At 69.0% G+C, this 23,740-nt stretch carries 14 protein-coding genes and 1 pseudogene; 3 read left to right on the forward strand and 12 right to left on the reverse strand.

Annotated features, from left to right (window positions below; all coding sequences use genetic code 11):
- Positions 1–4 precede the first annotated feature (4 nt).
- The 6 genes from QNM97_RS11955 to aspS form a co-directional block, all read right to left on the reverse strand.
- Positions 5–1,390, reverse strand: a complete 1,386-nt coding sequence (locus QNM97_RS11955) for a replication-associated recombination protein A (protein ID WP_283822899.1) — start codon at positions 1,388–1,390, stop codon at positions 5–7.
- A 7-nt stretch (positions 1,391–1,397) separates the two neighbouring features.
- The gene (locus QNM97_RS11960; RefSeq protein ID WP_283822900.1) at positions 1,398–2,570 is read right to left on the reverse strand and encodes a hypothetical protein; all 1,173 of its coding nucleotides are present in this window, start codon (positions 2,568–2,570) and stop codon (positions 1,398–1,400) included.
- 112 nt (positions 2,571–2,682) lie between these two features.
- Positions 2,683–3,651, reverse strand: coding sequence for a transglutaminase family protein (locus QNM97_RS11965; RefSeq protein WP_283822901.1), 969 nt, complete (start codon positions 3,649–3,651; stop codon positions 2,683–2,685).
- Positions 3,648–6,404 (reverse strand): circularly permuted type 2 ATP-grasp protein, encoded by a 2,757-nt coding sequence (locus QNM97_RS11970; RefSeq protein ID WP_283822902.1) that lies wholly within the window; start codon positions 6,402–6,404, stop codon positions 3,648–3,650. Before QNM97_RS11970 ends, QNM97_RS11965 begins: the two co-directional genes overlap by 4 nt.
- On the reverse strand, positions 6,401–9,898 hold the full coding sequence (locus QNM97_RS11975; RefSeq protein ID WP_283822903.1) for a transglutaminase family protein: 3,498 nt from the start codon (positions 9,896–9,898) through the stop codon (positions 6,401–6,403). Before QNM97_RS11975 ends, QNM97_RS11970 begins: the two co-directional genes overlap by 4 nt.
- 173 nt (positions 9,899–10,071) lie before the next feature.
- Entirely contained in the window at positions 10,072–11,910 is a 1,839-nt protein-coding gene (aspS, locus tag QNM97_RS11980; RefSeq protein WP_283822904.1) for an aspartate--tRNA ligase, read from the reverse strand.
- 180 nt (positions 11,911–12,090) lie between these two features.
- On the opposite strand from aspS, the gene ypfJ reads away from it, so the two are divergent.
- Both ypfJ and QNM97_RS11990 read left to right on the forward strand, forming a co-directional pair.
- Positions 12,091–12,966: a KPN_02809 family neutral zinc metallopeptidase gene (gene ypfJ / locus QNM97_RS11985; protein ID WP_283822905.1), complete on the forward strand. Its 876-nt coding sequence runs from the start codon at positions 12,091–12,093 to the stop codon at positions 12,964–12,966.
- Positions 12,966–14,621, forward strand: a pseudogene (locus tag QNM97_RS11990) (DUF885 domain-containing protein); the annotation flags it as partial. The gene ypfJ and the pseudogene QNM97_RS11990, both read left to right, overlap by 1 nt.
- 63 nt (positions 14,622–14,684) lie before the next feature.
- On the opposite strand, the gene hisS reads toward QNM97_RS11990, so the two are convergent.
- Together hisS and QNM97_RS12000 are read right to left on the reverse strand one after the other, a co-directional pair.
- The gene (gene hisS, locus QNM97_RS11995) at positions 14,685–15,950 is read right to left on the reverse strand and encodes a histidine--tRNA ligase (RefSeq protein ID WP_283822906.1); all 1,266 of its coding nucleotides are present in this window, start codon (positions 15,948–15,950) and stop codon (positions 14,685–14,687) included.
- Positions 15,947–16,678 carry an MBL fold metallo-hydrolase gene (locus tag QNM97_RS12000; RefSeq protein WP_283822907.1) on the reverse strand — a complete coding sequence of 244 codons (732 nt, stop codon included), beginning with the start codon at positions 16,676–16,678 and terminating at the stop codon, positions 15,947–15,949. The genes hisS and QNM97_RS12000 overlap by 4 nt, the downstream gene beginning before the upstream one ends.
- 240 nt (positions 16,679–16,918) lie before the next feature.
- Here QNM97_RS12000 and QNM97_RS12005 point away from each other — a divergent pair, with 240 nt between their 5' ends.
- Positions 16,919–18,013 (forward strand): peptidylprolyl isomerase, encoded by a 1,095-nt coding sequence (locus QNM97_RS12005; RefSeq protein WP_283822908.1) that lies wholly within the window; start codon positions 16,919–16,921, stop codon positions 18,011–18,013.
- 55 nt (positions 18,014–18,068) lie between these two features.
- Here the strand turns inward: QNM97_RS12005 and QNM97_RS12010 are convergent, their stop codons facing one another.
- The 4 genes from QNM97_RS12010 to QNM97_RS12025 all read right to left on the reverse strand — a co-directional run bounded on the left by QNM97_RS12010 (position 18,069) and on the right by QNM97_RS12025 (position 23,699).
- The gene (locus QNM97_RS12010; protein ID WP_283822909.1) at positions 18,069–20,507 is read right to left on the reverse strand and encodes a RelA/SpoT family protein; all 2,439 of its coding nucleotides are present in this window, start codon (positions 20,505–20,507) and stop codon (positions 18,069–18,071) included.
- Positions 20,508–20,674: 167 nt separating this feature from the next.
- Positions 20,675–21,388, reverse strand: coding sequence for a HEAT repeat domain-containing protein (locus QNM97_RS12015; RefSeq protein WP_283822910.1), 714 nt, complete (start codon positions 21,386–21,388; stop codon positions 20,675–20,677).
- Between the two features lie 26 nt (positions 21,389–21,414).
- On the reverse strand, positions 21,415–22,017 hold the full coding sequence (locus tag QNM97_RS12020) for an adenine phosphoribosyltransferase (protein ID WP_283822911.1): 603 nt from the start codon (positions 22,015–22,017) through the stop codon (positions 21,415–21,417).
- Positions 21,999–23,699, reverse strand: a complete 1,701-nt coding sequence (locus QNM97_RS12025; protein WP_283822912.1) for an ABC transporter substrate-binding protein — start codon at positions 23,697–23,699, stop codon at positions 21,999–22,001. The genes QNM97_RS12020 and QNM97_RS12025 overlap by 19 nt, the downstream gene beginning before the upstream one ends.
- Positions 23,700–23,740 lie beyond the last annotated feature (41 nt).

Here is a 23,740-nt window from a genome sequence, read left to right on the forward strand (position 1 = left end):
CGAATCAGCGTCGCTTCGAGGTTGCCCGCCGAATGATCGATCGCAATTTGCCCACCCGCGGCCCGATTTCGCGTTCGAAGCCGTGGTCGGTCGGCTGGTAGTAGTCGACACCGACCAGCTCGTCCGGCGGATACTGTTGCGGCACAACACCATCGGGGTCATCGTGCGGATAGCGATAGCCGACGCCGCTGCCCATCTTCTTCGCGCCGGCGTAGTGGCTGTCCCGCAGATGAGGCGGTACGGCGCCGGCCTTACCGGCCTCGACGTCGGCCAGCGCGGCTCCGATCGCGCCGACGACGCCCGCCGACTTCGGTGCGGTCGCGAGATGGATGGTGGCTTGTGTCAGGGCCAGTTTCGCCTCGGGCATCCCGACCAGCGCCACCACCTGCGCGGCGGCAACAGCGGTCTGCAGGGCCATCGGGTCGGCCATCCCGATGTCCTCGCTGGCATGGATCATCAGCCGCCGCGCGATGAATCGCGGGTCCTCCCCCGCGGCGATCATCCGCGCCAGATAGTGCAGCGCGGCGTCGACGTCGGACCCTCGGATGGACTTGATGAACGCCGAGGTGACGTCGTAGTGCTGGTCGCCGTCGCGGTCGTAACGCACCGCGGCCTTGTCGATGGCCGCTTCCACGTCGGCGAGATCCACCGTCGGGATCTCGCTCGCGTCGCCCTGCGCATCGGGATCGGACCGATCCTGGGACACGACGTCGGCGGCGGCCTCCAGGGCGGTCAGGGCACGTCGGGCGTCGCCACCGGCAACGGCGACGAGGTGATCGTAGGCGGCGTCGGTCACGCGAACCGCCCCGCCGAGACCACGCTCGTCGGTGACCGCCCGGCGAAGAACCTCGCGGATGTCGTCGTCGGTCAGCGACCGCAACCGCAGCACCAGCGAGCGCGACAGCAGCGGCGAGACCACCGAGAACGACGGATTCTCCGTCGTGGCAGCCACCAGCAACACGATCCGGTTCTCGACGGCGTCGAGCAACGCGTCCTGCTGGGTCTTGGAGAAGCGATGGACCTCGTCGATGAACAGAACGGTCTGCTCGCCGTCGACGAGTCGTCGGCGGGCCACCTCGATGACCGCCCGCACCTCCTTGACCCCGGCCGACAGCGCCGACAGCGCCTCGAACCGCCCGCCTGCCGCGGTGGAGATCAGCGACGCCATGGTGGTCTTGCCGGTGCCCGGTGGGCCGTAGAGCAGCACCGACGCCGCACCGGAACCGTTGATGAGCCGACGCAACGGCGACCCCGAACCCAGCAGATGGGTCTGCCCGATGATCTCGTCGAGTGAGCGGGGCCGCATCCGGACGGCGAGCGGTGCCGAGACGCCGACGGCGGGTCCGCTGCTGGGTGACGCGGGATCGGGAGTGTCGAAAAGTCCGTTCATTCCCGCGTCAGGACAGCCAGACCCGGTGCAACGCAACGCCGATCGCGGCAGCGAAATCGGCGACGTCGGCGTTGACCGACCGCGCCGACGCGGCCAGATCCGACCACCTCGCGACGATCACGCGCGGATCGTTGGAATGCAGTGCCCAGTCGTGCGCGTGGTCGGCGGTGTCGAACTCCTGCAGACCTGCCGGGTCCGGCGATGCGACGTCGGTGTCCTCCTCGGGCAGCAGCCACACCGTCGACAGCCACGCCCACAGCAACCGGGCGACGACCAGCTTGCGCTGCAGATCGCCGTCTCGGCGCAGCGCCGGCCAGATGGTGTGCACCTCCGAACGCCACGCGTCGACCATCGCGGTCTCGAGTTGGTCGCGATGTTCGAGTGCGTGCGGGCCGAGTTGCGCCGGGAAGGTCACGAGGGCATAGGCGATGTCGAGGGTCGCGTCGCGGAATCCACCCCACTCGTAGTCCATGAACTGCACGCCGGCCTCGTTGAGCAGGATGTTCTCCGGACCCACATCCGACGGGCTGAACGCACGATGATCGCCCTCGTCGAACAGGGTGCACGCCCCCTCGAGCGCGGCGCCGACCGAGCAGCCCATCTCGACCCCGAGGTCGCCGGCTCGCGACCGGGCGATCCGGACCGCACGCCGGGCCTCCTCGCCGAGCAGGTCGCGCCCCTCGGTGCCCGAGGGCCCGCGGCGGACCAGGGCATCGAAGTCGACCTCGCCGCCGACGGTGGCCGCGTGCATGCGACCGAGCGCCTGACCCCACGCACTGACCGCGCGGGAGATCTCGACGACGTCGACACCGCCGAGCAGCGTGGTCATCGCATTGCCGCGCCCGAGGTCGGAGAGCACCATCAGCCGCACGTCCGGGTCGGAGGCGATCAACTGGGGCCCCGGTCGGGACTCGGTGGGCAGCGCCGTCGCGTACTTGTACGAGGCGATCTCGCGGTGGAACGCGTGCGGATCCTCGTCTTCGGGGAGCGCTTTGATGACGAGGGTGCGGTCCATCGACAGGGGGTTCTGGGCGACGCGTACGCGCACCACGATGGTGCGTCCGCTTCCTCCGAGATCCTCCGGTTCGGCGAGCACGACCGGCGAACCGGCTCGATGCGACAACAGGGCCTCTGCGGCACGCACCACGCTGGTGATGCGGCTTTCTGTGATGACCGTCATGGCATCCCCCACGGTACCGAATGCCACCGACAGTCGTCACCGGCCGTTGGGGATTCGTGACCGATCGGGGGACATCCGTGCACATACGCGCGGTACCGGGCCTCGCCGATCCTCACGCGGATCCGGTGTCGGCGGCGACGCCCGGCCGGGTCGGGGCCGGCGGCGCGTCGGATCCCTCGTCGAGGGGGCTGACGTCGACCGATACCTTGATCTCGCTGCGTGTGGCATCGGTGTAGATGACCCCGCGCAGCGGCGGCACATCGTCGTAGTCGCGACCCCAGGCGACGGTGACATGCCGCTCGTCGACCAGTTTGTCGTTGGTCGGATCAAAAGGCAGCCAGCGGCCGTCGGGGATCCAGACCGCCGCCCAAGCGTGGCTCGCGTCGGCACCGAAGATGCGTTCGCGCCCCGGGGGCGGGTCGGTCGCCAGATACCCCGATTCGTAGCGGCCGGCGAGCCCGACCGAACGCAGCGCGGCGATGGCCACGCGGGCGAAGTCCTGGCACACACCTTCGCGGCGGGCCATGACGGTGTCGACGCGGGTACTGATCGCCGTCGATCCCGATTTGTAGGTGAAGTCGCGGTAGATGCGGGTCGTCAGATCGGTCACCGCCTCGATGAGCGGCCGGTCCGGGGTGAACACGGTGGCCGCGTACTCGGTGACCGCCTCGGTGATCTCCGGCGGATCGAGATCGAGGGTGAACTCCGTCGCCAGCTGCGGGCCGAGGGTCGCCGGGCGGGCCTGCTCCCAGGGCGCCCGCGCCGCGGGGCTGACGATCAGGCCCGGATCGATCGGATCGACCTCGACATCGGAGATACCGGTCACCACCAGTTCGGTGTGCGGGGTGTGCACGTGGAAGTAGGTGTCGGTGTTGCCGTACACGTCGAGTCCGGTCGAACGATCGTCCGGTTCGGGTTCGACGCTGACATCGTTGCGCAACACCCGCTGATGCGGCAGGTCACGCGGGATGAGGTAGCACCGCCCGTACGACGAGGAGACCTCCGCGTCATAGGTATAGACGGTGCGGTGGGTCACCCGGTAGCGACGGGTCGTCGGCGCTTCGGGTTGGGGGCTGCTCACGTGTCACCTCTCCCGAAGCCCCAGATGGGCTGCGCCGGGCGTGGCAGCGCAAACCTGCTGCGCGCCAGCACCTCCGACAACTCGCGTGAACCCTCTCGCAGGGTGGTCATCAATTCGACGAGGTCACCGCGCCTGCCGTCGTCACCGACGGCGCCGAGATCGGCGGGATCGATACGCCGCAGTTCGGCGGTCATCTCCTCGACGAGTCGTTCGGCAGCCGCCGACCGCAAGGCGTCGGGCAGGTCGCTCAGGTCGGCGCGCATGCGGTCGAGCTGGTAGATCATCGCGCGCGGATTGGTCTCGTCGAACAGCAACAACTGCGCCACCGGGAGCAGTCGGTAGAGGCCACGGCTGCGCCTGCGGTAGATCACCGCCGACTCTCCGGCGATCAGGTAGGACTCCAACAGCGCCTGTTCGACGGCGGTCTCGTGGGGTGTTTCGAAGAGCGCCGCGGTCAGATCGGCCAGGGTGATGACCCGTTCGATCCGGCGTCCGACGTCCATGAACAGCCACGCCGCGTCGTGGACCATCGACTCGGCCTGCAACCCGACCAACCCCAGCACCCCGTGCATGATGTCCTCGTGCGTGCGGGCCAGGTCGGGTCCGAGATCCAGCGATGCGTCGCCGAAGATGCCCGCGGTGCGCGCGCCGGTGGTCTGGTCGACCTCGGCGGACCTGGCCACCTGCCGGGCCAGCGATTCCACCGCCCGTTCCATCGAGGTCAGCACCATCCAGGTACTCGTCGACATCTGATCACGCACCGCGCGGGCCGCCGCGACGAGCCGGTCCACGGCGAAGGCGACGGTGCCCGGCACCGTCGCGTCGACGGTGAGTTCGGCGATACGCATGATCGCGGCGTTGACCTGCTCGGGCGAGCGTTGCCCGTCGTCGACCAACAGGTCGGCGGTGTGCAGGTGCTCGGCGGTACCGGTGACCGTGGCCACCGCGTGCAGGAACAACGGAACCGCCGAGGTGCCCTGCATCCACGGTCGGTACTGGAAGTCCTGGCATCGTTCGCGAGCGACCTTCGTCAGGCGTGTCACCAGTTCGGTCCGCTCGCCGTAGCGGCCGAACCAGAACATGTCGGAGAGCACGCGCGGGCTCGCCGCGACGGCGGTGTCGACGTACTCGGCCGCCGACGGACGCGGCGAGCGGATCTCGATGACCTCTTCGGCCGGCTCCCCTCGGGTTTCCGAACGACGCGAGACATGACCGCCGACCTCCGGGTTGGTCACCCAGACGTCCTTGGCGGCCACGGTCTGCAGCGCGGCCCCGCCGATCCCGTCGGCCAGCACCGACCCGAGTCCGCCGGGCATCACCGCATAGGTCGGGCCCTGCGCGACGCTGAAGGCACGCACCGAGACCGGCGCGGCGCGGACCGCGCCCGGACGCCCGGTTCCCCCGGGGGTGATGGTCGGCGCCACCGAGTACGCCTCCAGCGAGCGCGCGACCCACTCCGCGCCGTGCGCGGTGATGCGGCGCGCGAGGTCGTCGCGGGTGCGCGCATCGGTGAGTGGACCGACGAACTCCTCGCCGGTGCGCACATTGGTCACCGACAGATCCGCCAGCTCGGCGAGCACCTTGGATCGCTGTAGCGCCTCACCCGCCCAGAATGTGGGGATCGACCCGAGCGCCAACTCCTCGTCGAGCAGCATCGGCGCGGCTGCCTCGAGGACGGTGTGCAGGGCCGGGTTCTCGCAGACACCGCTGCCGAGGGTGTTGACGACGGTCACCGTGCCCCGCGAGATCGCCTCGACGAGACCGGCGACGCCCAGGCGTGAGTCGGTGCGCAGGTCGAGTGGATCGCAGTACGCGGCGTCGATGCGGCGCAGCAGCACGTCGACCCGCTTGAAGCGGCCCAGCGAACGCATGTAGACCGCACCGTCACGCACCGTCAGATCGGCGCCCTCCACCAGCGGGAAGCCGAGCATCGACGCGAGATACGCCTGGTCGAACGCGGTTTCGGACATGCTGCCGGGGCTGAGCACGGCCACCGTCGGGTCGTCGACCCCGGGCGGTGCGTAGTCGAACAGCGCCAGGCGCAGCGTCCCGGCGAAGGTCGCCATGGGGCGCGGTGCGCACGACTGGAACAGTTGCGGGAAGGTCCGGGAGACCAGTCGACGGTCGACGGTCGCAAAACCGATTCCCGACGGCGCCTGCGTCCGGTCGGCGTGGGCGACGAAACGTCCGTCGGTCAGCCGAACGAGATCGATGGCATGCAGGAACAGTGCGTGCGGACCGGCGACCTCCAGGCGCGCGGCCTTGCGGACGTATCCGGGATGGGCGAAGACCATCTCCGGGGGGATCAACCCGGAGGTGATCAGTCGCTGGTCGCGATAAAGGTCGCGCAGGATCAGATCCAGCAGCATCGAGCGCTGGGTGATCGCCTTCTCCAGGGCCGTCCACTCGACGCCGTCGATGATCAGCGGGACGGCGTCCACCGACCACGGTCGGGCGACGGTCGTGCTGCCCTGCACGGCGTTGTAGACCACGCCCTCGTCCCGGGTTGCCGACGCCAGACGGGCGGCGGCGGTCCGCAACCGCTCGTCACCGCGCATGCCGTAGCCGGCCACCAGCTCGTCCCAGGCCGGACGCACCGCGCCGCCGACGTCGAGCATCTCGTCATGGTGGATGGGGCCGGCTGCGGCGCGCAGGACCCCCTCGTCGATCTGTGCGAGATCGAACAGCGCGTAGCCGTCGGAGCGATACCTGTCGAACACCGCGGGCAGTGGGCCACCCGCAGAATCGGTCACCGGAGAACTGTACGTGCCCGACGTAGGTCGAGGATCGCCGGGACCCCGGCGTCGATGGCGGCCCGGGCCAACCGTTCCCGCAACAGCCCGGTGTCGAGGGTGCCGGTGGTGTGTCCGGTGGCCTCGAACCGGCCGTTACGGCGCGATTCGGCCTCGACCGCGTTCACCGGCGGCCGCTCGTAGGCGCGCCCGCCCGGATGCACCACGTGATAGGTGGCACCGCCGACCGAGCGGCCGTTGACGGTGTCGACGAGATCGAAGGTCAGCGGGGTGTCGATGCTGATCGTCGGATGCAGCGCACTCGGCGGCTGCCAGGCCCGGAACCGGATACCCGCCACCCGCTCACCGGCCCGGCCGGTACCGCGCAGGGGAACCGGGAAACCGTTGCAGGTCAACACGTATCGATCGTCGTCGCCTCCGGCGACGCGTACCTGGACCCGCTCGATCGAGGAGTCCACATAGCGTGCGGTGCCGGTGCCGGTGGCCTCCTCGCCGAGCGTGTTCCACGGCTCGATGGCGCCCCGCAGTTCGATCTCCTGATCGCGGATCTGCACCGTCCCGAGTCGCGGGAAGCGGAACTCGGTGAACGGGTCGAGCCACGCGGTGTCGAACGGATAGCCGGCCTCGCGCAGTTCCTCGGCGACCGACGCGATGTCGGCGATGATGTAGTGCGGCAACAGGTATTTGCCGTGCAGATCGGCGCCGTGCCGGATCAGCCGCGCCCGATAGGGCTGCTCCCAGAACCAGGACACCAGCGAACGCACCAGCAGCGACTGCACCATCGCCATCCGGTGATGCGGGGGCATCTCGAATCCGCGCAATTCCAGCAGCCCGAGCCGGCCGCGCGCCGAGTCGGGACTGTAGAGCTTGTCGATGCAGAATTCGGCGCGGTGGGTGTTGCCGGTGATGTCGGTGAGCAGATGACGCAGGGCGCGGTCGGTCACCCACGGGTTCGGCGCGACGCCGACCGTCGGCGCGTGCGGCTCGCCCTTGGCGTGTTTGACCGGGACCGGTGTCTTCTCGGCGAGCCGATCGATCTCGGCGAAGGCGATCTCGAGTTCGTAGAGCGCCGATTCGCGCCCCTCGTCCGCCCGCGGCGCCTGCGAGGTTGTGCCGATGAACTTGCCGCTGAACAGATATGACAGGGCCGGATGGCGCTGCCAGTAGGTCAACATCGACACCAGCAGGTCCGGGCGGCGCAACAACGGCGAATCCGCCGGCGTGGGACCGCCGAGTGTGATGTGGTTGCCGCCGCCGGTACCGCCGTGCGAGCCGTCGAGGTCGAAGGTCTCGGTGCCCAACCGGGCTCGGCGCGCGTGATCGTAGAGCGACTCCAACAACTCCGATTGTTCGGCGAAACTCGACGTCGGCTGGATGTTGACCTCGATCACCCCCGGATCGGGGGTGACGGTCAGTGTGGTCAGACGCGGGTCGGCGGGCGGGCCGTAGCCCTCGATGACCACGGCGGTACCGGTCGCCTCGGCGGCGTCGGCGATCATCTCGATGATCGCGAGGTATTCCTCGAGCGCCGCGGTCGGGGGGATGAACACGAACAGGGTCTCACCGCGCTGTTCGGCCACCACCGCGGTACGCGGCACGAACTGCGCCGGGTCCATCTCCAGCACGGTGAAGCCCAGGTCGTCGGAGGCCTTGTCGGGCAACGCTTCATGAGGCGCCGACGGATCGGACACGAACACCGCGGGAGCCGGCCCCCACGACAGCGAGTTCAGCGGCAGCCGCAGTCCCGCCGGGGAGGTGCCCGCGGTCAGTACCAGGCGGCCGCGTCGGGTGGTCCACCGCGCGCTGTGCCAGGCGGTTTCGTCCTCGGATCGGCTCAGCGGCAACACATATGCCGTCGGGTGCACGACGTTGGCGTCGAGCCGGTCGAGCAGTTCCCGGCGCGCGGCGGTCGAGTCGGCGGGCGGTTCGAGGTCGGTCTCCGGGTCGTCGATCTCGACGGCGGCCTCGGCTCGCGCGAAGGCGCGTGCGGTGGGCGTGGTGGGGTCAGTTCCCGGGTCACCCGGTGGCAGCGCGGCGAGTTCGCGCATGCGGACCAACGGATCCTCGAAGGCCGGCATCACCTGCGACGAAGGCACGCCCAGACGGGAAGCGAAGGTCAGCAACAACTTCTGGGCGCGTTCGGCACCCTCGGCGGTGGGCACCGGGCCCGCGGTCTCGATGGCGATGGACTCGGCGGCGCGCGCGGGGCTCGACCACGGATCGGCGAGCAGCTCCGGCCGATCCCAGATCGGCTGCCCGTCGGTGCGCCACATGATCGCGATCTGCCAGCGCGGCAAGGGCTCTCCGGGATACCACTTGCCCTGGCTACGCTGGACCAGCCCGGTCGGGGCGTAGTCGCGGTGCAGGCGCTCGGCGAGGTCGGAGGCGAGCAGTCGTTTGTGCGGGCCGTCGGCGGCGGTGGTCCACTCCGGATCGGTCTGGTTGTCGATGGAGACGAAGGTCGGTTCGCCACCCATGGTGAGCCGGACGTCGTTCTCGGCCATCGTCGCGTCCACGCGGGCACCGAGTTCACAGACCCGATCCCACTGGGAGGCCGTGTAGGGCAACGTGACCCGCGGGTCCTCGTGAAATCGCGTGACCGTGTTGGAGAAGTCCAGGGTGGCGTGGCAGGGACCGGTCGATCCGGTGATGGGTGCGGCGGCACCGGGACTCGGGGTCGCCGCGAGCGGGATGTGTCCCTCCCCCGCGAACAGTCCCGATGTCGGATCCATGCCGACCCACCCGGCGCCGGGCAGATACACCTCGGTCCACGCGTGCAGGTCGGTGAAATCGGCGTCGGGGCCCGACGGTCCGTCCAGCGACCGGATGTCGGAGGTCAACTGGACGAGATAGCCGGAGACGAATCGGGCGGCGAGACCCAGTTCGCGCAGCAGCGCCACGAGCAGCCACGCCGAGTCACGGCACGATCCGATCGCACTGGACAGGGTGTACTCGGGGCTCTGCACGCCCTGCTCGAGACGCACCGTGTAGCCGACGGCCTGCTGCACCGCCTGGTTCAGCCCGACGAGGAAATCGATCACCCGGATCCTCGAGGTGGGCCGGTGCGCGGCGGCGAACTCGGCGATCGCCGGATGGACGGGCGCGCCGGCGAATTCACCCTCGGTGACCCCGACCGGCCGCAGGTAGGCCTCGAGGTCTTCTTTCAGATCCTCGGGGTAGTCGAATCCGTAGTGCTCGGCCCAATCCTCGATGAAGAAGTCGAACGGATTGATCGCGGTCAAATCGGCGAGCAGGCTGACGGTGATCGTCAACGACGTCGACGGCTCCGGGAAAACCAGTCGCGCAAGGTAATTACTGAACGCGTCCTGCTGCCAGTTGAGGAAGTGCTCACCCGGTTCGACCTTCAACGAGTAGGCCTCGATCGGCGTCCGCGAATGCGGTGCCGGCCGCAGCCGGACCACGTGCGGGAAGATCTTCACCGGCCGGTCGAAGGCGTAGCTCGTGCGATGTTCCAGCGCGACCTTGATGGTCACAGCAGCCCACCTACCTTTCACGTCACCTCGGCGCGGGTGCGGGCGCCACAGGTGTCCGTGAACCGCGGGTCCCGCCTGCGGAAAATCACATCACAGATGTGACCTGTGCGCCCGTCGTGCGATCGGGCTCACCCCGACGGCCACCCCGGATGGGCGGCCACCGGGGTCGGCGGTCAGGCCGTGGGCTCGGCCGACCCGGGAGCTGGGGCGTCGGGCCCCTTCTTCGGTGCGGGCTTGGCGTCTATACCGGACTCCTTGCGCTGCTGTGCGGTGATCGGCGCAGGAGCGTCGGTCAACGGGTCGACGCCGCCACCGGACTTGGGGAAGGCGATGACCTCACGGATGGACGACTCGCCCGCGAGCAGCGCGGTGATGCGATCCCAGCCGAAGGCGATCCCGCCGTGTGGCGGGGCGCCGTAGGCGAAGGCGTCGAGTAGGAAGCCGAACTTCTCCTGCGCCTCCTCGGGCCCGATGCCCATGATCTCGAAGACCCGTTCCTGTACGTCGCGGCGATGGATACGGATCGATCCGCCACCGATCTCGTTGCCGTTGCACACGATGTCGTAGGCGTAGGCCAGCGCCGCACCGGGATCGGATTCGAGGTGCTCCAACGATTCCGGAGTGGGTGAGGTGAAGGCGTGGTGCACAGCGGTCCAGGCTCCGGAGCCGACGGCGACGTCACCCGCGGCACTCGCCTCGTCGGCCGGCTCGAACAATGGCGCGTCGACGACCCAGGTGAAGGCCCAGTCCGCGGTCGCGGGGTCGATCGGCTCGCCCGGTGCCGGGATGAGTCCCAGCCGGGTCGCGATCTCCGAGCGCGCGGCACCGAGCAGCGCTCGCTGCGCCTTCGCGGGCCCGGCGGCGAAGAACACGCAGTCGCCCGGCGCGGCCCCGACATGTGCTGCCAAACCGTCGCGTTCGGCGTCGGAGAGGTTCTTGGCGACCGGTCCGCCGAGGGTGCCGTCGTCGTTGACGAGCACGTAGGCCAGGCCCTTGGCTCCGCGTTGCTTGGCCCACTCCTGCCAGGCGTCGAGGGTGCGTCGCGGCTGCGAGGCTCCCCCGGGCATGACGACGGCGCCGACGTACGGTGCCTGGAACACCCGGAACGGTGTCTCGGAGAAGTACTCCGTGCATTCGACGAGTTCGATGTCGAAACGCAGGTCGGGTTTGTCGCTGCCGAAACGGCGCATCGCGTCGGCGTAGGTGATGCGCGGGATCGGCGTGGTCAGCTCCACCCCGATCAGGCGCCACAACGCGACGAGGATCTCTTCGGCGAGCGCGATCACGTCGTCCTGGTCGACGAAGCTCATCTCGACGTCGAGCTGGGTGAACTCCGGCTGACGATCGGCGCGGAAGTCCTCGTCGCGGTAGCAGCGCGCGATCTGGAAGTACCGCTCCATGCCTGCGACCATCAGCAACTGTTTGAACAGCTGCGGACTCTGCGGGAGCGCGTAGAACGAACCCGGCTGCAGGCGCGCGGGCACCAGGAAGTCGCGGGCGCCCTCAGGGGTCGAGCGCGTCAGCGTCGGGGTCTCGATCTCGACGAAGTCGCGGGCGAGCAGCACCCCGCGGGCGGCGGCGTTGACCTTCGAGCGCAGCCGCAGCGCCGATCCGGGACCCTCGCGGCGCAGGTCGAGGTACCGGTGGCGTAGGCGTGTTTCCTCACCGGGGTTCTCGTCGAGCTGGAACGGCAGTGGCGCCGCCTCGTTGAGCACCTCGAGGTGCCCGGCGTTGATCTCGATCTCACCCGACGGCAGATTGGGGTTCTCGCTGCCCTCGGGGCGCACCTCGACGACACCGGTCACGGCGATGCAGTACTCGGCGCGCAGCCGGTGCGCGGCCGCGGCGACCGCCTCGTCCCGGAAGACCACCTGCACGAGTCCGGAGCTGTCACGCAGATCGATGAACACCACGCCCCCGTGATCGCGGCGGCGGGCGACCCAGCCGGCGACGGTGACGGTCTGCGTGGCATCGGCGCGGCGCAGGGAACCGGCGAGATGTGTGCGGAGCACGAAGGTCCTTCCTCAGGGGTGGAGACGTCGAGAACGGTGGGCGCGTCGGCCCGTGACAATCGTAGGCGTCCACCGCACGCAGGCGGCCACCGCCCGGGCGGTTGTCGCGCACGGCTGCGCGTCGGCGAGTCTCGAACTGTTCGACCCGATCCGGGTGGTTCGTCTCGTTACGCTGTGGCCATGACTTTTCAGGGCAGCGGGCCGCTCGACACCGGGAACGTCTCCGGCGGCGGAGGTGGCGGAGGCGGCGCCGGGCGGATCGCGCTCGGCGGCGGTGCCGGACTGATCATCACCATCGTGGCGTTGTTGTTCGGGGTCAACCCGGGAGACATCATGGGCGGCGGGACCACCGGAACCGGAAGCTCCAACTCGGCCTCGTCGTCGGTGATCGACGAGCACATCCGGTCCTGCACCGTGGAGATGGCCAATCAGGGTGACGCGATCTGCCGGATCGTGGCCACCACCAACAGTCTCGACCACGTCTGGCCGACGCTGATGTCGAACTACACGCCGCCGAAGACCACGATCTTCAGCGGATCGGTGAACACCGCGTGTGGTGCGGCGACCTCGGCGACCGGTCCGTTCTATTGTCCCGCGGACAAGACCGCCTACTTCGACCCGGATTTCTTCGACACCCTCGTCCAGATGGGTGGCAGCAACGGCGCCCTGGCGCAGGAGTACGTCGTGGCCCACGAGTACGGCCATCACGTACAGAATCTGACCGGGGCGCTGCGCAAGGGCCAGCAACTCGGTTCGCAGGGGCCGCTGTCGGGATCGGTGCGCGTCGAACTGCAGGCCGACTGTCTGGCCGGTGTGTGGGCGCACCACGCCAGTGACGAGGGATATGACAATCGGTTGCAGCAACTGACCCAGCAGGACATCGCCGGGGTCATCCAGACCGCCAAGGCCATCGGTGACGACACCATTCAGGGCGCCAACTCCAACCCGGAGGGCTGGACGCACGGGTCGGCGCAGCAGCGTGCCCGGTGGTTCACCATCGGCTATCAGGGCGGCGACCCCAAGCGCTGCGACACCTTCGCCACCAACGACCTGTGATGCCGCCCGCACGCACCAGCACCGCCGTCGACGCGATCGCCGACGCCCATCTGCGCACGATGGCCGCCGACGACCCGATCCTGGCCACCGAACTCGGGATCGATGACGCCGCGGCCGACCGACTCACCGACTTCTCCCCCGACGCGGTCGCCACCCGCGCCGACCACGCCCGGGCAACGCTGGCCGCGCTCGGCGCCGCCGAGGTGTCCGACGACGTCGACCGGGTGACCGTCGCGACAATGACGGCGTCGCTGCGCCGCGAGCTCGCCCTCGCCGATGCGGGAGAGCTGACCGGTGTCTGCAACGTCATCGCCTCTCCGCTGCAGGCGATCCGCGACATCTTCGATCTGATGGACGTCGACTCGCCGACGGGGCGGGAGACGATGGTGCGCCGGATCGCGGCGATCCCGGACGCTCTGGCCACCGCGATCGCCGGCGTCGAACAACGACGCACAGCCGGCCCGCCGTTCGCCCGCCGGCAGGTGGAACTCGTTGCCGCGCAGGCAGATCAGGCCCTCGCCGCGATCTCGGCGAACACCGGGACCATCGTCGCCGACCCCGGATTGGCCGCCGACCTCGAATCCGCCACCACCGCAGCGGGTTCGGCCCTCGCCGAGTTCGCCGCCCTCCTGCGCACCCGGGTGGCGCCCGACGCCGTCGACGACGACGCCGTCGGCCGGGATCGGTATCTGCTGCATCTGCCGCACTACCTCGGTGCCGACGCCGATCCCGAGGAGGCCTACGCCTGGGGTCTGGCCCATTTACGCGAGATCGTCGCCGAACAGCAGGCCATCGCCGCGCAGCTGGTACCCGGCGGAACGGTCGCCGATGCCCTGGCCGCACTCGATGCCGATACGCGGTATCAGATCCACGACAAGCAGGCGTTCGTCGACTGGATGCAGGCGACCTCCGACGCCGCGGTCGACGGACTGGCCGGCACCCACTTCGACATCCCGGCCCGCCTGACCCGTCTGGAATGCCGGCTCGCGCCGTCGTCGACCGGCATCATCTACTACACCCAGCCCACCGCAGACCTGAGTCGGCCGGGCCGCATGTGGTGGGCGGTTCCCCCGGGGCAGACCGTGTTTCACACGTGGCAGGAGAAGACCACCGTCTACCACGAGGGTGTGCCCGGCCATCACCTCCAGCTGGGGTCGGCGATCGTCGACGACGACCTCAACTCGTGGCGCAAACTGGCGTCGTTCACCTCCGGGCACGGCGAGGGCTGGGCGCTCTACGCCGAACGCCTGATGGCCGAACTGGGCTGGCTCGATGACCCGGGCGACCGGATGGGCATGCTGGATTCGCAGCGGCTGCGCGCGGCACGCGTCGTCGTCGACATCGGCGTGCACTGCCGATTGCGTGCCCCCGAGTCGGTGGGCGGCGGCATCTGGGACGCCGGGAAGGCCTGGACGTTTCTCACCTCGTCGGTGGCCATGGACCGCGCGGTGCTGCGCTTCGAGCTCGACCGCTACCTGGGTTGGCCCGGCCAGGCGCCGTCCTACGCACTGGGACAACGGGTCTGGGAACAGACCCGCGACGCCGCCCTCGCCGCACATCCGGGGTGGACGCTCAAGGAGTTCCACACCCGTGCGCTGGCGCTCGGTGGGGTGAGCCTGGACGTCCTCGCCGATCGGATGAGCCGGGTGGAATGAGACCGATCCGTATGACATTTCCTCCGGTTTCCGGGGGAAATGTCATACGGATCGGCGTGCGCCTTAGCCCAGCAGACCCCGCACCTCGTCGACGAGACCGTCGAGCGAGGCCCGATGCTGGTCGCCGGTTGCCAGGTTCTTGATCTCGATGGTGTGCTCGGCGAGTTCACGATCACCGAGGACGAGTGCGAGCCGTGCGCCGGACCGGTCGGCGGCCTTCATCGCACCCTTGAGACCGCGATCGCCGTAGGCGAGATCGACGCTGATCCCCGCGGCCCGCAGTGTCCCTGCGACGGATACCAATTCGGCTTTCGCGTCGGCGCCGAGCGGAACCCCGAAGACCTCGACGCGCGCGGCGTCGGCACCCGCGACGCCCTCCGCCTCGAGGGCGAGCATCGTGCGGTCGACGCCGAGCCCGAACCCGATCCCCGACAGATCCTGCTTACCGCCGATCTGCTGCATGAGGCCGTCGTAGCGTCCGCCGCCCCCGATCCCCGACTGCGCGCCCAGTCCGTCGTGGACGAATTCGAAGGTGGTCTTGGTGTAGTAGTCGAGTCCGCGCACCAGCCGCGGATTGATCTCGTAGGGCACGCCGAGCCGGTTCAGGTGGGCGAGCACCGTGTCGAAGTGCGCCCGCGCGTCATCGCTCAGATAGTCCAGCAGCAGCGGCGCGTCGGCGGTGGCGGCCTTGATCTCGGGGCGTTTGTCGTCGAGCACACGCAGCGGATTGATCTCGGCGCGTTGACGGGTCGGCTCGTCGAGGTCGAGCCCGAAGAGGAACTGCTGCAACGCTTCCCGATACCGTGGTCGGCTCTCGTCGTCGCCGAGGGAGGTGATTTCCAGTCGGAAGCCGCTGAGCCCGAGGCGTCGATAGCCCTCGTCGGCGATCGCGATGACCTCCGCGTCGAGAGCCGGATCGTCGACGCCGATGGCCTCCACGCCGACCTGCTGCAGCTGGCGATAACGACCGGTCTGCGGCTTCTCGTACCGGAAGAACGGACCCGCATAGCAGAGTTTGACCGGCAGCTGGCCACGGTCGAGGCCGTGCTGGATGACCGCGCGCATCACACCGGCGGTGCCCTCCGGGCGCAGCGTGACCGAGCGGCCACCGCGGTCGGCGAAGGTGTACATCTCCTTGCTGACGACGTCGGTGGACTCACCCACCCCGCGCGCGAACAACGCGGTGTCCTCGAAGACGGGCAACTCGATGTGGCCGTAACCGCCGCGCCGCGCCGCCTCGGTGAGCGTGTCGCGCACCTTGCGGAAGTCCGCGGAGGCCGGCGGGTAGTAGTCCGGGATACCCCGAGGTGCGGCGAAATCGTTGGTCACAGGCCCATTCGTCCCTTCTTCACGGTGCCGGCGCCCTCGGCGTCGCCGGCAAGACCGACGAGGAACGGATTGCTCGCACGTTCGGCGCCGATCGAGGTCTGCAGTCCGTGTCCGGGGAGCACCTGTGTGTCGTCGGTGCGGGTCAGCAGCCGGGCGGCGATGGAGTCGAGCAGTTGCTGGTGGTTGCCCCCGGGCAGATCGGTGCGGCCGATGGACCCGGAGAACAATACGTCACCGGAGAAACACACCGGGACGGTGTCACCGGCACCGCTCTCGTCGATCGGCACGTCGAGGGTCAGCAACACCGAGCCCTGGGTGTGACCCGGCGCGTGGTCGACGGCCAGGCACAGTCCGGCGATCTCCACCGTCTCGCCGTCGACGAAGTCGATCACCTTGTCCGGCTCCCGGAACTGCAGCGACCCGATCACCGAGGAGAGCGCGTGGCCGAGGCCGATGCCCGGGTCGGCGAGCATCGACCGGTCCTCGGGGTGGATGTAGGCCGGGATCGAGAATTCGTCGCAGAGGTCCGCCGCGGTCCACGTGTGATCGAGATGACCGTGGGTCAGCAGGACCGCCACCGGGGTGAGATCGTGCTCTGCCAGCACCTTCTTCGCCATCGGCGCCGCATCCTGTCCGGGATCGATGACGACGGCGTCGCCTCCGGGCGCCGGGGCGAGGATGTAGCAGTTGGTCTGGAACATGCCTGCGGGGAAGCCGGTGATCAGCATTGCTCCATTGTGTCTCATACGAATCCGGCGGCCTCGACCACGGTCGACTCCAGTGGCACCGCCCACGGTCGGCGTACCAGCTCGTTTGTCGACGCAGGCCTCGCCACGCCCGGCTGTGTCCTCGACCCGGTGCGGCGAGTTCACAGGAGATACTGGCACACTGCATGGGGTGTCCGGCGGGAGTCGGACGACGAGCAGAGTGCACACGACACCAAGCGCACACCGAGGAGGGGTCACAGCGTGGCGAGCAACAAGGAACCCGAGAAGCCGGGTGCCCACAACGATGCCGACAACGATGACCCGGCCACCTCGACTCCGTCGGGGCCGAACCCGAGCAAGAATCCCTCCGATTCCGCGGCCGATGGTCCGGCGACGTCCGACCGCGCGCTGACCAACGAGCAACGGCGCGAGGCCGCCAAGCGCAAGCTCGAGGACCGGCTGGAGCGCGAACGCGCCGCGGCCCGCAAACGCAAGGTCCTCATCGGTTCGGTCTCGGGTGTGGTGGTCATCGCGGTGCTCGCGACCGCCACCTACTTCATCGTCGACAAGATCCAGACCGATCGATTCAACGCCTCGCACACGACGTGCGATTACGTCGCCAAGGACAGCAACTTCAAGCAGATCCCGACGACGGTTCCCGCCGAGATCACCGATCCCGCCCAGCGCGCGCTCTATCAGGAGCAGATCGACAAGGTGAAGGCCGGCGAGTCCAAGCAGAAGACAGCGCCGATGCCCGACAAGACGCAGGCCAAGGACGGCACGTCCACGCTCACACTGACCACCACGCAGGGTGTCGTGCCGGTCGATCTCAATCGCACCGGCGCTCCGTGCAACACCGGCGCGGTCATCTCGCTCGCCGATCACGGCTACTACGACAACAGCCCGTGCCACCGGATGACGACCGCGGCCCTGAAGGTCCTGCAGTGCGGTGACCCGACCGGCACCGGTCTCGGCCAGCCCGGCTGGACGAGCCCCGACGAGCCGCCGACCGATCTCAAGCCGTCCGGTCAGGCCAACCCGATGACCGGCCAGCAGGCCGTCACCTACCCGCGCGGGACCGTCGCGATCGCCAACAGCGGTAGCGCCCAGCAGGGTGAGGCGAATTCCGGCGGGTCGGCGCAGTTCTTCATCCTCATCCAGGACGGCACCCTGCCGCCGAGTTACGCGGTGGTCGGCACCGTCGCACCCGACGGTATGAAGGTCATCGACAAGGTGTTCGCCGGTGGCGTGAATCCCGGCATCGGACCCAACCAGACGACCGGTGCCTACGAGCGCACCGCCGACGACGGCTCACCGAAGCTGCCGATCACCATCGAGACCGCCAAGGTCTCCTGACGCGTAGGTCTCGCCACGGCCCGGCCGTGGCGAGACCGATCAGGCCGTCGATTTCTCAGGCAGCCGAGGTGACGCGGTACACGTCGTAGACGCCTTCGACGTTGCGGACGATGTTCAAGACGTGTCCGAGATGCTTCGGGTCGCCCATTTCGAAGGTGAATTTGCTGATCGCGACGCGATCGCGGCTGGTGGTGACCGACGCCGAGAGGATGTTCACCCGTTCGTCGGCGAGCACCTTGGTCACGTCGGAGAGCAGGCGGTGACGGTCGAGCGCCTCGACCTGGATGGCGACGAGGAAGATCGATTCGGGCGACGGCGCCCAGGAGACGTCGATGATCCGCTCGGACTGATCACGCAAGGCGGTGGCGTTGGTGCAGTCGGTGCGGTGCACACTGATCCCACCGCCGCGCGTCACGAATCCCATGATCTCGTCACCGGGTACCGGGGTGCAGCACTTGGCGAGCTTGATCAGCACATTGTCGACGCCCTCGACGACCACCCCGGCGTCGCCGCCCTGCCGGGAACGGCTGGGCATGGTCGACGGCGTGGATCGCTCGGCGATCTGTTCGGCGGCCTCGTCGATGCCTCCGAGTGCGGCGACGAGACGGTTCACCACATGCCGAGCGGAGACGTGGTTCTCCCCGACCGCGGTGTAGAGCGCGCTGACGTCGGTGTAGCGCAGCTCCTTGGCGACCGCCGCCATCGAGTCGGCACTCATCAGCCGCTGCAGGGGCAGTCCCCCGCGGCGGACCTCCTTGGCGATGGCGTCCTTGCCCTGCTCGAGCGCCTCCTCGCGACGCTCCTTGGCGAACCATTGGCGGATCTTGGCTTTCGCGCGTGGTGAGACGACGAAGTTCTGCCAGTCCTTGCTCGGTCCGGCCGTGGGCGCCTTCGAGGTGAACACCTCGACGACCTCACCGTTCTCGAGGGTGCGTTCGAGGGCGACGAGACGACCGTTGACACGTGCGCCGATGCAGCGGTGGCCGACCTCGGTGTGTACCGCGTAGGCGAAATCGACCGGTGTCGACCCGGCGGGCAGCGTGATCACATCGCCCTTCGGGGTGAAGACGAAGATCTCCTTGACCGCGAGGTCGTAGCGCAGCGACTCGAGGAACTCCCCCGGGTCGGCGGCTTCTCGCTGCCAGTCGAGGAGCTGGCGCATCCACGCCATGTCGTCGACCTCGGCGACGTCGGACTTGCGGCCCTTGCGGTCCTTGTAGCCGCTCTCCTTGTACCGCCAGTGTGCGGCGATGCCGAACTCGGCGGTGCGATGCATGTCGTAGGTACGGATCTGCACCTCGAGGGGTTTGCCCTCGGGACCGATCACCGTGGTGTGCAGGGACTGGTAGACCCCGAACCGCGGCTGGGCGATGTAGTCCTTGAACCGGCCCGCCATCGGCTGCCACAGCGAGTGCACCACGCCCACCGCGGCATAACAGTCGCGCACCTCGTCACACAGGATGCGCATGCCGACGAGGTCGTGGATGTCGTCGAACTCGCGGCCCTTGACGATCATCTTCTGATAGATCGACCAGTAGTGTTTGGGCCGGCCCTCGACCGTCGCGGTGATCCGGGCCGAGGACAGTGCGTTGTTGATGTCGGCGCGCACCCGCGCCAGGTAGGTGTCGCGTGAGGGTGCGCGGTCGGCGACCAGCCGCACGATCTCCTCGTACCGTTTGGGGTGCAGGATCGCGAACGAGAGGTCCTCGAGCTCCCACTTGACGGTCGCCATACCGAGCCGATGAGCAAGGGGCGCAATGACTTCCAGCGTCTCGCGGGCCTTGCGGGCCTGCTTCTCCGGTGGCAGGAAGCGCATCGTGCGCATGTTGTGCAACCGGTCGGCGACCTTGATCACCAGCACGCGCGGGTCGCGGGCCATCGCGATGATCATCTTGCGGATCGTCTCGGCCTCCGCGGCGCTTCCGAGTGCGACCTTGTCGAGTTTGGTCACCCCGTCGACGAGGTGGGTGACCTCCGCCCCGAACTCCGATTCCAGTTGCTCGAGGCTGTATCCGGTGTCCTCGACGGTGTCGTGCAGGAGCGCGGCGACCAGGGTGATGGTGTCCATACCGAGGTCGGCGAGGATCGTGGCCACCGCGAGCGGATGGGTGATGTAGGGGTCACCGGACTTGCGGTTCTGCCCCTGATGACGTTCGTCGGCGACGTCGTAGGCGCGCTGCAGCAAGGCGACGTCGGCCTTCGGGTAGATCTCCCGGTGCAGGGTGACCAGCGGCTCGAGCACCGGTCGCACCGGGCTGCGGGTCGCGGTCATCCGGCGAGCGAGCCGGGCACGGACCCGCCGCGACGCCGACGAATGTTGGGGCAGCGCGTCGTTCGTGTCGCCGGCGGGCCCAGACTCGACAACCCCGGACTCGACAACCGCAGACTCGCCCGCTGCGGACTCGGCCGCTCTGGACTCGACCACTGCTGCGGAGTCCACCTCGGCGGGTCCGGCATCGGTGATCGGGCCCGCGGTACTCGGCTCGTCGGCCATCAGACCCTCCCTCGTCCTCGGCGGTGGACGCGGTGGGAGCACCGGATCGTTGCCTCACACCACCGGTCCGTCCCACCACACATGTCACAAGTCTAATCCGCGCTTTCGGGAGCACCGTCGGTCCGGCCGGAATGTGACGGGCCAGGTGTCGGGGAACCACCATGGGCTCACCGATCGCCGCGGACCCGCTTGAGCCGTGCCTTGCCGAGATTGGTGCGCACCACCCAGGCCACGTCGGGGTCCGGATCCTGTGCCAGCGCGTCGAACACCGGCAATCCGGCGTCCGGATCGGCGGCCACGGCGACGCTCCACCCATATCCCAGTCCCTTGCGCAGGGTGCGGGTGTCCGGCGCGCGCCGTCGCGCGTCCGGGACCGCGCGCAACACCTCGGTGGCTCGTCCGCACACGTCGATCGCGTGGGCGGCCATCTCGGGGGTCCGCAGCAACCTCGGTTCGCAGATCGCGGCGACAGCGGCGCGGGCGAGCAGGGGGCCGGGTCCGTCCGCCCATTCGCGTGCCACCGCGGCCATCGAGGCGGGATCGTCGTCGCCCCACCGCTGCAGCGCCATCGCCACACCCTCGCGTACCCGCCATCGCTCGTCGGCGGCGAGTTCACGCAGCCGGGCAAGACCTTTCGAGCGGTCCTCGGCCGAACACAGCAGACGTCCGATCCCGGCGGCCCCGCAGGTGGCCCGGTACTCGTCGGTGGCATCGGCGGCGTGCCAGATCGTCGTGGTGGACGCCTCCTCGACGAAGGCGGCCAGCAGGGTCAGGTTCGCCCGCGGCCCGGGCAGACCCGAATGCGCGTCCAGGTAGGCCAACCACCGCTCCGGCGCGTCACCCAAGGCGACGAGTTCGCGCCGATACTCTTCAACACCCATGTCCGCCAACGATTCTCATCGGTCGATCAATCGATGGTGACCGCGTGCACCGGAATGTCGGCGAAGCCGTCGGCGATGCGGGCCCGCCCGCCGAGCGCCGCGATCTCCATGATCACCGCGACACCCGTCACCTCGGCGCCGGCGCGACGCAGCAGTTCGGCCGCCGCCACCACGGTGCCACCGGTGGCGAGGACGTCGTCGACGAGCAGCACCCGCGATCCGGTGATGTCGATTCCGCTCGCCGGGATCTCCAGTCGCGCGCTGCCGTATTCGAGGTCGTAGTCGATCGAATACACCGGTGGCGGGAGTTTGCCGCCCTTGCGGACGGCGAGGATTCCGACGCCCAGTTCTCGCGCGACGGCCCCGCCGAGTAGGAAGCCGCGGGCGTCGATGCCCGCCACCAGGTCGACCGACCCGCAGCCGTGGGTCAGCGCGGTCACGATCGTCGACAACCCGTCGGAATCGGCCAGCACCGGCGTCAGATCCTTGAAATCGATTCCCGGCGCCGGGAAGTCGGCCACCATGCGGCCGTGCTCGGCGATCGCGGCCCGCGCCCGGGCCAGGGCGTCGCCAGTCGGGGTATCGGGGGTCGGGGTCTCACTGTCGTTGCTCACCGGCTGCGTACCCATCGGTCCATGTTCCATCCCGTTCCGTTTCGTCCCGCACCTGCGACGACGTTGGTGATCTGATCCTTCCAGCCATGCGCGCGGGGAGCAGCGAACAGTGGGATCGACGGCACCTGAGCCCACGCACCGTTCTCGATGGTCCGGACGAGCGCGAGGCGCTCGGATTCGAGATCGGTGACCGCCAGGGCGTCGATCGCATCATTGACCTGCGGGTTCGAGAAGTTCGGCAGATCGAGCGGGTCGTCTCCGCGCAGCTGATAGGCGTCTCGGGTCTCGTCCGCGGCACCCGCCGCCGCGAAGGCGGCGCCGTTGGCCACCAGCAGCGCGTCGGCCGACGAGCCGAGTGCTCCGACCCCGGTGGTGTCGGCGCCGACGTCTCTGACGGTGATCCCCGCCGGGGCACATGCGGAGGTGATGGCCGCGACCATCTCTTTCCACCGCTCGGTCGGTGCGGCATATCCGATACGCACCGTCTTGGCCGGGCGGCCACCGGTATCACCGGCCGCCTGGGCCAGCAGGTCACGGGCGCGCGGAAGATCGGGACGCGCGTACTGAGTGCCGAACTCGCCGTTCAGCGATGCGGCCAACTCGTCACCCGGCGCGAGTACCCGCATGTTCCACATCTGGGCGCCATATCCGAACTGCCGGGCGAGCGCATCGCGCGGCACACAGGAGGCGAATGCCCGTCGCACCCGGACGTCGGAGAACACCCCGCGCCCGGACAACACGAGCCCCTCGACGCCGAGTGCCTGACCGGGGGCACCGACCCGGAGTCCGGCACCGGCGGTGGCTGCGGCCGAGGTCGCGCCGGAACGCGTTTCGTCGGTGCCGGCGACGAGACCCGCGGTGACGTCGGCGACGTCGTAGTCGTCGTTCGCGATGCGTCGCGCGGCATCGCTGCCGCGCCCGAAGATCGCGATCCGTGAGGTGGCCGGCGGATCACCCCACCACTTGTCGTTGGCCACCAGCACCACGCCGCCGGATGCGGAGTAACTCGCGATCTTGTAGGGGCCGGCGGACGGGAAACGCGTGGGGTCGAGGTCTCCGGGGGCGAGATCGAAGCCGGTGTTCCAGGCCTTGGCGATACGCGCGATGGCGGTGCGGTTGCCAGTGCGGATCGGTTCGGCCACGTCGGGGACCCCGGCGGCGCGGGCCACCACCTGCGCCGGCAGTAGCGTGCCGGCGCCGAACAGTGACGCCCAGTCGGAGGGGTCGCGTCCGGCGGCGAAGGTGACGGTCGCCGACTTGTCGCCGGGCGCACAGTCGACGGAGTCGATGTCGCGGTAGCCCGCGGTGGTCGCCGGGGTGAACTGGCCGAATCGTCCGCTCATCGCCGCCCAGGCCAGCACGAGGTCGTCGCAATCCATCGCCGTGCCGTCGGAATATGTTGCGCGCGGGTTGAATTGGTACTTCAGGGTCAGCCGGTTGCCGGGCTCACGGGTGACGGTGCCGATATCGCGGTCAGGGGTGACCTGTCCGGAGTCGCCGAGATAGCTGAAGCCCGGGAGCACGCGGGTGAACGCCATCAATACGCCGTCGGCGTTGCCGTTCTCGGTGTTCGCGTTGTAGCTGCGGATGTCGGCGTCGACGACGTAGTCGATCGTCGGGGGCGCAGCGTCCCGGGAACAGCCGGCGATCAGCCCGGCACCCACCAGCAGGCTCACCACCAGGACCGCGGACCTCATCGCCGGTGTGGTCGTACCATGCCAACACCTGGATTGCCGAC

It is taken from the genome of Gordonia sp. L191, assembly GCF_030077625.1.
Classification (GTDB): Bacteria; Actinomycetota; Actinomycetes; order Mycobacteriales; family Mycobacteriaceae; genus Gordonia; species Gordonia polyisoprenivorans_A.

Excerpts from the sequence above, each read along its gene's own strand:
- QNM97_RS11955 (WP_283822899.1), bottom strand. The coding sequence starts at position 1,390 with ATGAACGGACTTTTCGACACTCCCGATCCCGCGTCACCCAGCAGCGGA.
- QNM97_RS11960 (WP_283822900.1), bottom strand. The coding sequence starts at position 2,570 with ATGACGGTCATCACAGAAAGCCGCATCACCAGCGTGGTGCGTGCCGCA.
- ypfJ (WP_283822905.1), top strand. The coding sequence starts at position 12,091 with ATGACTTTTCAGGGCAGCGGGCCGCTCGACACCGGGAACGTCTCCGGC.
- QNM97_RS12000 (WP_283822907.1), bottom strand. The coding sequence starts at position 16,678 with ATGCTGATCACCGGCTTCCCCGCAGGCATGTTCCAGACCAACTGCTAC.
- QNM97_RS12010 (WP_283822909.1), bottom strand. The coding sequence starts at position 20,507 with ATGGCCGACGAGCCGAGTACCGCGGGCCCGATCACCGATGCCGGACCC.
- QNM97_RS12015 (WP_283822910.1), bottom strand. The coding sequence starts at position 21,388 with ATGGGTGTTGAAGAGTATCGGCGCGAACTCGTCGCCTTGGGTGACGCG.
- QNM97_RS12020 (WP_283822911.1), bottom strand. The coding sequence starts at position 22,017 with ATGGGTACGCAGCCGGTGAGCAACGACAGTGAGACCCCGACCCCCGAT.
- QNM97_RS12025 (WP_283822912.1), bottom strand. The coding sequence starts at position 23,699 with ATGAGGTCCGCGGTCCTGGTGGTGAGCCTGCTGGTGGGTGCCGGGCTG.